The organism is Boseongicola sp. (assembly GCF_057460485.1).
Window position 1 is genome coordinate 1 of sequence record NZ_JBVCWP010000184.1, and the last position, 7,632, is coordinate 7,632.

7 protein-coding genes and 1 pseudogene are annotated in these 7,632 nt (G+C 57.0%); 4 read left to right on the forward strand and 4 right to left on the reverse strand.

The annotated features are described in order from the left end of the window. Positions 1-249, forward strand: a 249-nt coding sequence (locus AC221Y_RS17010) for a hypothetical protein (RefSeq protein WP_486707821.1), incomplete at its 5' end; no start/stop codon positions are given. Here the strand turns inward: AC221Y_RS17010 and AC221Y_RS17015 are convergent. The 4 genes from AC221Y_RS17015 to AC221Y_RS17030 form a co-directional block, all read right to left on the reverse strand. After that, positions 246-3,467 (reverse strand): efflux RND transporter permease subunit, encoded by a 3,222-nt coding sequence (locus tag AC221Y_RS17015; RefSeq protein WP_486707822.1) that lies wholly within the window; start codon positions 3,465-3,467, stop codon positions 246-248. The genes AC221Y_RS17010 and AC221Y_RS17015 overlap by 4 nt on opposite strands. Further along, positions 3,460-4,434, reverse strand: coding sequence for an efflux RND transporter periplasmic adaptor subunit (locus AC221Y_RS17020; protein WP_299754970.1), 975 nt, complete (start codon positions 4,432-4,434; stop codon positions 3,460-3,462). The genes AC221Y_RS17015 and AC221Y_RS17020 overlap by 8 nt, the downstream gene beginning before the upstream one ends. Before the next feature lie 77 nt (positions 4,435-4,511). After that, positions 4,512-4,712 carry a YgaP family membrane protein gene (locus AC221Y_RS17025; protein WP_299754973.1) on the reverse strand — a complete coding sequence of 67 codons (201 nt, stop codon included), beginning with the start codon at positions 4,710-4,712 and terminating at the stop codon, positions 4,512-4,514. A gap of 100 nt (positions 4,713-4,812) precedes the next feature. Continuing rightward, complete coding sequence (locus AC221Y_RS17030; protein ID WP_299754975.1) at positions 4,813-6,087, reverse strand: NAD(P)/FAD-dependent oxidoreductase; 1,275 nt, start codon at positions 6,085-6,087, stop codon at positions 4,813-4,815. Between the two features lie 696 nt (positions 6,088-6,783). On the opposite strand from AC221Y_RS17030, the gene AC221Y_RS17035 reads away from it, so the two are divergent. From AC221Y_RS17035 to AC221Y_RS17045, 3 genes and pseudogenes are all read left to right on the forward strand, one after another. Then, positions 6,784-7,104 (forward strand): hypothetical protein, encoded by a 321-nt coding sequence (locus AC221Y_RS17035; RefSeq protein WP_299754977.1) that lies wholly within the window; start codon positions 6,784-6,786, stop codon positions 7,102-7,104. Between the two features lie 85 nt (positions 7,105-7,189). Beyond that, positions 7,190-7,471, forward strand: a pseudogene (locus tag AC221Y_RS17040) (SulP family inorganic anion transporter); the annotation flags it as partial. Between the two features lie 42 nt (positions 7,472-7,513). Next, a partial coding sequence (locus AC221Y_RS17045) for a transposase (RefSeq protein WP_486707823.1) occupies positions 7,514-7,632 on the forward strand: 119 nt, incomplete at its 3' end.

Consider the following 7,632-nt stretch of genomic DNA (forward strand, 5'->3'; position numbering starts at 1 on the left):
CCGCCCTCCGCCTGTTTCAAAATGCTCATGATCTGTGCGTCGCTATATCGTGCTGTCTTCATCAAAAATCTCCTCAGATATCCTGCCGAGAAAATTCTACTTTTGACCACTAATTTTAGGGGGGATTACCCGGCCATCAATCATCACGAAGATCTCGTCCAAATGCCATTGCCCGTTGGAAACGGGCAACGCCGCCGCCATGCTGGCCTCAAGCCAAATCTCTTTAAAATCGCCCTTTTTTGTCCTTAGGTTTTCAGCACGCGGTAGATGGCTGGGATCACAAGCACTGTCAAAAGCGTCGAAGACAAAAGACCGAAAAGGAGCGAAATTGCCAGTCCCTGAAAAATCGGATCCGACAAAATCACGACCGCCCCGATCATCGCCGCGATCGCCGTCAACAAGATTGGCTTGAAACGGATTGCGCCAGCCTCGATCAGGATCTCAACCGGGGTTTTGCCCTTCGGATCCGAGTGGCGGATGAAATCGACCAGCAGGATCGAGTTGCGCACGATGATCCCGGCTAGGGCAATGAAGCCGATCATAGAGGTGGCCGAGAACGGTGCGCCAAACAGCCAATGGCCCGCTATAATTCCGAGGAAAGTCAGTGGTATCGGCGTCAGGATGACCAAAGGCAGCCGGAACGATCCGAACTGCGCGACGACAAGGATATAGATCCCCAGCAGCGCCACGGCGAAGGCTGCGCCCATATCGCGGAAGGTGACATAGGTTACCTCCCACTCGCCGTCCCACAAAAGCGTGGTCACGGATTCATCTTGCGGCTGGCCATGTAAGCTGATCACCGGTTTGGTGTCCGGCGCCCAGTCCATAGCGTCCAATGCCTGACTCACGGCGATCATGCCGTAAAGTGGCGCCTCAAATGCGCCAGCCAATTCGGCCGTAACCATTTCCGCATCGCGTCCGTTGTGGCGAAAGATCGGGAATGAGGCACGCTCTTCGGTAACGCGGATCACGTCGCCCAACTCAACAACACCGCGCGCGCCGGGCAGGACATTCGCGGGGATTGGGGTAGACAGGAACCGTTCGTCCAGCACCCGGTCGCCTTTGGCGCGCGCAATGCGGATCGGGATCGGTTGGCGGCCGTCAGCGCGGTGCGAATAGCCCACGGTTCGCCCACCATTCAAGATTGCAAGCGTATCGAATACATCGCTTTCCTCGACGCTGAAGAACTCTAGATCGTCTGTGCTGATTGTGGCGCGCAAACGTCGTGGCTGGGTGCCGAAACTGTCATCGACGTCGACGATAAAAGGCACGGATTCAAACGCCGCGCGCACTTTCTTGGCCGCAGCCCGCCTTGTTTCGGCATCGGGACCGTACACCTCGGCCAGCAAGGTTGCTAGCACCGGGGGGCCGGGCGGAGGCTCGACCGTTTTGATACGGCTACCCTCAGGCAATTCCAATTCCGCCAGCCGGGTGCGAATTTCAAGCGCTATGTCATGGCTAGGCCGGTCACGCTCGGCCTTTGGCGACAGGGTGATCTGCACCTCCCCCAGTTGGGGCGCGGCGCGCAAGTAGTAGTGCCGCACCAGCCCATTGAAGTTGAAGGGGGCGGAGGTTCCGGCATGGGTCTGCACCGAGACGACCTCCGGAAGCTGCAACACCTCGCGCGCGACGTCTTGTGCCACCCGGTCCGTCGCCTCAACCGAAGCGCCTTCGGGCAGGTCGATGACCACAGACAGTTCGGATTTATTGTCAAAGGGTAGCAGTTTGACTGTCACATCCTCGGTGTAAAGAAGGCCAAGCGAGCCGAAAGACAAGGTCGCCGTAACCAACAAAAACGCCAGACTTCGGGTCTTGCTGGCCAGCAAAGGACGCGCCACCATGCCGTAAACCTGCCCCAGAATTCCGCCGGGATGGCCGCCATAGGTATCATCGTGGCCATGCGGCACCATCGGTGTGCGGCCAGCCACCTTTACCATCAGCCAAGGAGTGACAATCACGGCCACAAAGAAAGAAAAAATCATCGCTGCGCTGGCGTTCGCGGGGATCGGGCTCATGTAAGGCCCCATCAGCCCAGACACGAACAGCATCGGCAACAGAGCCGCGACGACGGTCAGCGTCGCCACGATGGTCGGGTTGCCAACCTCGGCGACCGCCTCAATCGCTCCGGTCAGTCGGCTGCGGTCATCGCTCATCCCCCAATGCCGCGCGATATTTTCGATTACTACGATTGCATCGTCGACCAGAATACCGATGGAGAAGATTAATGCGAAAAGCGAGACCCGATTAAGCGTATAGCCCATGATCCAAGCGGCGAAGAGCGTCAATAAGATTGTGACCGGGATCACAACCGCCACCACCACTGCCTCGCGCCAACCAATGGCCAGCCACACCAGTGCGACGATAGAAAGGGTGGCAAGGCCAAGGTGGAACAGCAGCTCATTAGCCTTTTCGTTCGCAGTTTCGCCGTAGTCTCGGGTGACAATGACGGCGACGGTGGCCGGGATCAGGCTACCCTCAAGTGCTTCGACCCGGTGGAGGATTGCCTCAGCCACGATAACCGCATTGGCCCCGGCGCGCTTGGCCACCGCCAGTGTTACAGCTGGCGTGCGGGTAGGCGCTCCATCTTCGTCTCGGCTCACATTGGCAACGATCACGTCGGCACTGTCCGACACGAAGCTTACCTGCGCCACATCGGCCACATATACAGGCCGCCCGTCGCGAGTGGTCAGAAGAAGGTTGGCGATTTGCGCTGGGGCCACCAGCGTTTCCCCTACCACCAGATCAATCTGATCACCTCCATCGCGCAGCTGACCCGTGTTTTGCGACCGGTTGGCATTGGCCACCTTGACTGCCAGTTGTTGCAAAGTGACACCGTAAAGCGCCAACCGTTCTGGGTCAGGAGCTACACGGATCAGTTCGGGCACTTCGCCGACCAGATAGGTCAACCCGACATCCTCAGTCTTAGCAACTTGGGTGCGCAATTCACGGGCGATGCGGGTCAGATCATTGGCCGTGATCCCTTCGACGCCTGGTTTTGGCGCCAGCGTCAACGACACAATCGCTACATCTTCAATACCGCGCCCGACGATTATTGGCTCGGGAATACCAACCGGAATACGGTCCATATTCGCCCGAATCTTGGCATGCACCCGCAGCACCGCCGCATCAGCCGAAGTACCAACCTGGAAGCGCACTGTGACCAGCGCATTATCGTCTCTGGTCGAGGAATAGACGTGTTCCACCCCGTCGATACCTTTGACGATACCTTCCAGAGGTTCGGTCACCAATTTGACTGCATCCTCGGCCCGCAGCCCCGGCGCCTGCACATGGATATCCACCAGCGGAACCGAAATCTGCGGTTCCTCTTCGCGCGGCAGGGATGTAAGTGCAACCAGCCCCATTGCCAGCGCCGCCAGAATGAACAAAGGCGTCAAGGACGAGGCAATGAACGCGCGTGTCAAGCGACCAGCGATACCAAGATCAACCGTTTCAGGGGCCTCACTCATGTGCGGTGACCACCCGGTCGCCGACCAAGAGGCCTGATAGAACTTCGATCATCGCCGCCCCATCAAGGGTCTGGCGCTGGCCCAGAACCACAGTGCGCAATACGGCACCTCTGGGGCTCGCAATCTCAACAAAATCGAGGCCAGTCCGGGTGATAACGGCGGTCTCTGGCACCATCAACGCGGTGCGGGTATCGATCGGAAGGCGGACCAGCACCCGCGCGTTTATAAAGCTTTCAGGCAGATCTGGCACCTCCACATCCGCAATCACCCGGCCGTTTTCGATCAGCGGATAGATCCGCGCCAGCGTGCCCTCCGACGGACCCGCGGCAGTTTCAATCTCGATCGCAGCGCCTTCCTGCAAAAAAGCGGCATGACGTTCAGGCACAGCGATGCGCAGAAATATCCCACCACCGCCGATGGTTGCCACGGCCTCACCGGGCAAGACCACCGCACCCGCCGCAACCGGCACAGCCAGTACACGGCCCGAAATCGGGGCCAGTACCGTGCCCTCAAGTCCCTGCTGCTCCACCACTTTCCGGTCAGCGCCGACTGCCGCGATCTGGCCCATCAGCACATCGACCTGGGTGCGTAGAGCGTCCAGCCTTTGCGCAGTTGTCACGCCGCGCGCCAGCAGATCTTCGCCGCGCGTAAGTTCGCCTTTAGCATTGTCTAGCTGGGCCGCCAGTGCCTGCAACTGCGCGTCAATTGCCGCAAGCTGATAGTTGATCTTTGCATCAACGACCTGCGCCACTACCTGCCCCGCAGTCACGACATCACCTTCAATGACCTCAAGCGATACAAGTGTGCCACCCAACCTGGCACGGGCTGGAATGCGGCTGCGCGCTTCGATCCGACCATAGACCGCCTTCCATTCCGTTACCGACACCTCAGCCAGCTGCAAATCTTCGGCTAACGACGCAAGCGGCAATGAAGCAGCCAAGGCGACTATGGCAATCAAGGTTCTCATAATCATTCCACTTCGTGCGCGGAGAGGGGGACAGGAGGAATCGCAGACCCGCGAAGTTGAGTCGGACGTTCGGAAGGTCAGAAGGCCGTACCGGGTTTGACACCTAGCCATTTGAAAGCGGTCGCCGCCGGGCAAAACCCGGTAAATGCGGACTGGATTTGGTTTACGCCCACGAAAACCGTCAGCCAGACAAAATAGGGCGAGACCCAAAGGGTCAGTGCCAGTGACAAAAGTACCATGAAGCCCGCGAAGGCCATTACCATACGGTCAAGTGACATGAGGTTATCCTTTCTCATCCCATCACGCTTTGGCAATGGGAAATTGTGGTTAGTGTTGCGGTCCGGAAGACCGTTGCGGCTTTCAAAAATTAGTATCAAGTTAGACTGTTTTTAGCTTATCGATCCCCAGTGCCTGCATCGCGAGCCGCTCATAGAACGGTTCAGATTTGCCGCTGCGGTTTTTGTAAAGGAAGTATTTTTCGAAGGCGATCTTGGCAAGTTGCACCCACTTTCCGGAAGACGACCAGTTCACATTCCGCGGTGGGGTTTGCGGTTGAGCAACAAAAGCGATGCCACTGTCGCCGAAATCCGCAAGGCAGACGGCGTTCCAAGTGGCGGTAGCACTAGGCGCAAGCCCCTTGGTTAATCGGCTAATATTATGTACGGTCGCAGTCACCATAGACTCGATCATGAACCCGGTTTTAGGCACGCCCACGGGCACTGGCGTTTTGCCCACCGGCGGGATCGCGACGCAGACCCCTATGGAAAACACCTCGGGAAAGGTCGGATTACGCTGGTGCTTGTCTGCCAGAGTAAAACCGCGCGGATTGGTCAGCCCTTCGATACCTCGTACAGCCTCGATACCTCGAAAATCTGGCAGCATCATGGTGAAAACCTGCGGCACCTCATGGGCCTTCAGAACCGATCCATCCTCAGCAATTTCCGAGACCAGAACCTTGTCGTTCTCAACTTTGCCAAGCCGCGCGTTGCAGATCCATTTAATTTGATTCTCGCGCATCTCGCCTTCCAAAAGCCCGTTGTTGTCGCCCACCCCGTCCAGCCCTAGATGTCCGATGTACGGCTCTGATGTCACAAAAGTCATAGGCACTTGGTCGCGCACTTTTGCATCTCGCAATGCCCTGTCTAGGATGAAGGCGAATTCGTAAGCCCGACCAAAACATGAGGCCCCGTGCGCCGCCCCGATCACAACTGGGCCCGGGTTCGCAATCAAAGCATCCACCGCCAGTTTCGCCTGTAGCGCATGATCGACAAGACAAATCGACTGGGTATGAGCAGCAGGGTCAAAGCCCTCAATCTCGTCCAAGGCAAGGCCGGGACCGGTCACGATCACCAGATAATCATAGCTGACCGAGTCGCCGCCAATCAACTCTATACGACGATCCGCTGGGTGCAAACGTTTGGCACCTTGGGGATACAAAGCAATACTGCGTTTCGCAAAGACCGCTTCCAGATCAACCTCTATCGCCGCCTTGTCACGCCATCCACCGCCAACCCATGGGTTTGACGGCACGAAATGGAAATGGTTGCCTTTTGTGACGACTGAAACCGAATGGTCCGCCCCGAGCGTGTCGCGCAATTCGTAGGCCGCGATTGTGCCGCCAAGTCCTGCGCCGAGGACTACAACATGTGCCATCTGGATCTCCTTGAGAATGCCTAGCTGAGCCAAAGCGAACCTCAGTTTTGCAGCCGCAGCATTACCGTTTGACGCGAGCTTACCAAACTCAATGGTCACGTCCTTGATATGGATCAGTACCGGCCCTCGCCATCTGCGCAGGAGGCGAAATCATTCCACTACGCATATTCAGAATGGCTATCAGACTTAGGCGTCTTGCTCCATGGAATCGCCAGTCACGCGCCAGAATTCGACGCCCACATCGAACTCGGCCGCGTAAAACACCGGTACTTCCGGTCCCGAAGGGTCGCCATCGACGCGCCCAACGTGCCGCGCGCAATCGAAAAGCCCGGCGCCTGCAATCCATCCCGTGCCTTGCTAACCACAAGCGCCGCGATGAATAGGCAAGCGCATTTTTACGCGCAAGGTTGAGATCGCTGACGAGAACGGCGACCTGTTCGCCGAAATAAAAGGTAGTATCCGGAAAGTGGACGTCGGTGACTGAAAAACGGATGAGCGGTTCTTAATGCCGATACCAACCACTGACGAACCAGTTGAGATCACGCGCGAGATTCCCGGAGATTTGGAAGCATGCGTGCGAGCGTGATGATCAATTAACAACCAGCGGTTTGAGTAACTGCAATTTATTTCAATGAAATTAGAAGGTGCCTACCTCAGCGCGGGCGCATTTTTTCACGCCGCACCTTTTAGACTTTATTGACCAAATTCAACCTACAGATGCTTTTGGCCAAAAACGCATTCTACTCAAATGCACAAATATCGGTTTTGTCCGGGCGGCTTCTCTCGCTGATCCCCTTTGAGGATGTTTCTAGAGACTTTGTGGTGCTGGAGGACCTCCCGCGGCAAAAAGGATATGTGCGTCCTCCAATTAGTGACCAGGCTTTTGCCCCTGAAGTTCATGAGAAATTGGGTCAAACCGCAAAAGCAGCAACGCTATTGGCAGCAGATCATTGCGGAAATGCAAAGTCCGCCGCTCAAAGCAGACCCTCGCTGCTGAAAGAGCCAAGTTCCTTTTAGCGGGCAATGTGGACATTTGTTCGGATCGGCCCATTGTCTGCTTATTTTCAAAGACGCTGTGCTCTGTGTCTTCTAGGCTGCAGCTATGAAGCCGAAAATACTAACGGTCCTCCCCGGATATTCGCGCAGCTTGCTCTTGCAGGACGCCTTGGCGGGCCTGACCGTTGCAATGGTGGCCCTGCCGCTCAGCCTCGCCATCGCCATCGCATCTGGCGCCGATCCCGCAAAGGGCCTCGTGACCGCCATCGTCGCAGGCTTCCTTATATCGCTTTTGGGCGGAAGTCGGGTGCAGGTCGGTGGGCCGACCGGGGCGTTCATTGTCGTCGTCTTTGGGGTGATCGGCGAGTGGTCTTGTCGCGGTTTAGTTCCGGTCTCTTTCGAGCAATTTTTGCAATGAAGGAGATATGGAATGGCAACGAGATACACAGACGAGTTTCGGCGTGATGCGGTGCGCATCGCGATTACGAGCGGCTTAACGCGGCCGCAGGTTTCATCAGATTTGGGCGTTGGTCTTTCGACGCTGAACAA

Excerpts from the sequence above, each read along its gene's own strand:
- AC221Y_RS17030 (WP_299754975.1), bottom strand. The coding sequence starts at position 6,087 with ATGGCACATGTTGTAGTCCTCGGCGCAGGACTTGGCGGCACAATCGCG.
- AC221Y_RS17015 (WP_486707822.1), bottom strand. The coding sequence starts at position 3,467 with ATGAGTGAGGCCCCTGAAACGGTTGATCTTGGTATCGCTGGTCGCTTG.
- AC221Y_RS17020 (WP_299754970.1), bottom strand. The coding sequence starts at position 4,434 with ATGAGAACCTTGATTGCCATAGTCGCCTTGGCTGCTTCATTGCCGCTT.
- AC221Y_RS17025 (WP_299754973.1), bottom strand. The coding sequence starts at position 4,712 with ATGTCACTTGACCGTATGGTAATGGCCTTCGCGGGCTTCATGGTACTT.